Annotated in this window: 3 protein-coding genes; all 3 read right to left on the reverse strand. The window is 73.0% G+C overall.

Annotated features, from left to right (window positions below; translation table 11 throughout):
• Positions 1-854: metabolite traffic protein EboE (eboE, locus tag AOK16_RS17195; RefSeq protein WP_055473121.1), on the reverse strand; the 854-nt coding region annotated here is incomplete at its 3' end.
• A gap of 25 nt (positions 855-879) precedes the next feature.
• Positions 880-1734, reverse strand: a complete 855-nt coding sequence (locus AOK16_RS17200) for a TatD family hydrolase (RefSeq protein WP_055473122.1) — start codon at positions 1732-1734, stop codon at positions 880-882.
• Positions 1734-2055: EboA domain-containing protein (locus AOK16_RS17205; RefSeq protein WP_169790905.1), on the reverse strand; the 322-nt coding region annotated here is incomplete at its 5' end. The genes AOK16_RS17205 and AOK16_RS17200, both read right to left, overlap by 1 nt.

A 2055-nucleotide genomic window follows, 5' to 3' on the forward strand; every position in this document is an offset into this window, starting at 1 on the left:
ACGCGGCCGTACGGGGTGCGGGTGCGGGTCTGGTGGAGGAACCGCGGCTCGGCGAAGGCGGCCAGCGCCTCCCGTACGGCGGGGTCGTGCGGCTCCTCGGCGTGCAGGGCGGCGGACAACTGGGCCTTGACGACCGGCACATGGGCCGCGGTGAGCGCGGCCACGACGTGCTCCGGGTCCTCGAACTGCGTGGCGAGGTGGCAGGTGTCGACGCACACGCCGATCCGGTCGGTGGGCGGCGCGCCGGGAGCGGTGAGGGCGCCGATGGCGTCCGCGGTGGTCTCGACGGTGCAGCCGGGCTCGGGTTCGAGGCCGATGCGGATGGAGCGGCCGGTCAACTCCTGGAGGGCGCCCAAGCGCTGGGCGAGGATGCCGAGGGCGCGGCGGGCCTGCCGGTCGCGCGCCTCGTCGAAGGGGGTGCGCCAGGCGATGGGGAGGGTGGAGATGCTGCCCTCGGTCACGTCGCCGGGGAGCAGGGCTGCCAGCAGCCGGGCCAGGTCGGTGGTGTGGTCGAGCCGCTCGGGGTCGGTCCAGTCGGGCTGGTAGACCCGGTACTTGACCTCCTCGGCGCCGAAGCCCTCGTACGGGAAGCCGTTGAGGGTGACGACCTCCAGGCCGCGGTCGTCCAGTTCGGCCTTCAGGCCGCGCAGGGCCGCCGGGTCGGCGGTCAGGGCGCGGGCCGCGTCGCGCGCCAGCCACAGGCCGATGCCGAGCCGGTCGCGGCCGAGGCGGCGGCGGACCGGCTCCGCGTGGTCGCGCAGCTGGCGGCGTACGCCGTCGAGGTCCTCGGCGGGGTGGACGTTGGTGCAGTACGCGAGATGGACGGTGGAGCCGTCCGGGTGCCGGAAGCGCATGGTGTTCCGCTCGCCCCTTCCTTGGTCACTCCCCGCCGCGGAGGATGGAGTTGCCCTCGTGGGTGGCCGCCGGGTCCTCGACGTCCAGGACGAGGCGGCCGCTGAGCCCGTAGAAGGCGACCGGGTTGCGCCAGAGCACCTGGTCGATGTCGTCCTCGGTGAAGCCGGCGGCGAGCATCGCCTCGCCGACCTTCCTGGTCTTGAGCGGGTCGCTGCGGCCCCAGTCGGCGGCCGAGTTGACCAGGATCCGGTCCCGCTCGGCGGGGTGGGCGCGCAGGATGGCGACCATGCGGTCCTCGTCCATCTTGGTGTCGGGGTAGATGGAGAACCCGAGCCAGCAGCCACTGTCAGAGGCGTCTCTTACGGTGGTCTCGTTGAGGTGGTCGAGGACGACGCGGTCGGGGGGCAGCGGTGATTCACGGATGACGTCGACGGTGCGTTTGAGGCCTGCGGCCTTGTCGCGGTGGGGGGTGTGGACGAGTGCGGGCAGCTGGTGTTCCGCGGCGAGCTGGAGCTGCGCCGCCAGGGCGTGGTCCTCGGCGGGCGTCATCGAGTCGTAGCCGATCTCGCCGACCGCGACGACCCCGTCCTTGACGAGGTAGCGCGGGAGTTCGTCGAGCACGGGCGTGCAGCGGGGGTCGTTGGCCTCCTTGGGGTTGAGGGCGATCGTGCAGTGGTGGGCTATGCCGTACTGGGCGGCGCGGAAGGGTTCCCAGCCGAGGAGGGAGTCGAAGGAGTCGAAGAAGCTCGCGGGCGAGGTCCGCGGCTGCCCGAGCCAGAACGCCGGCTCGACCAGTGCGCGCACCCCGGCGGCGTACATGGCCTCGTAGTCGTCGGTGGTGCGGGAGGTCATGTGGATGTGGGGGTCGAAGATGCGCATCAGGACTCCTCGAGGACGCGGGCGGCGGGGGACGCCGTGCTGTCCGTGGCCCCGGTGAGGGTCAGGACGTGGTGGAGGTCGGGTGGGATCGGTCGGCCGGCGGCGGTGCGTTCGTCGGCGAAGTCGGTGAGCATCCGGGCGAGTTCGGTGTCGCCGCGGGCGCGGTCTTCGAGACCGGCGACGGCGGCCGTGCGCACGCCCGTGAACAGGCACTTGAGTACGGCGTGCCGCCAGGCGTGCGCGTCGAGGTGCCGGGCGGCGTACGGGCCGACGGCCGCGACGATCAGCCGCGTGTCGTTCGCGCGCAGCGCGTCCTCGACC

It is taken from the genome of Streptomyces pathocidini (assembly GCF_001418495.1).
GTDB classification, from domain to species: domain Bacteria; phylum Actinomycetota; class Actinomycetes; order Streptomycetales; family Streptomycetaceae; genus Streptomyces; species Streptomyces pathocidini.

Excerpts from the sequence above, each read along its gene's own strand:
- AOK16_RS17200 (WP_055473122.1), bottom strand. The coding sequence starts at position 1,734 with ATGCGCATCTTCGACCCCCACATCCACATGACCTCCCGCACCACCGAC.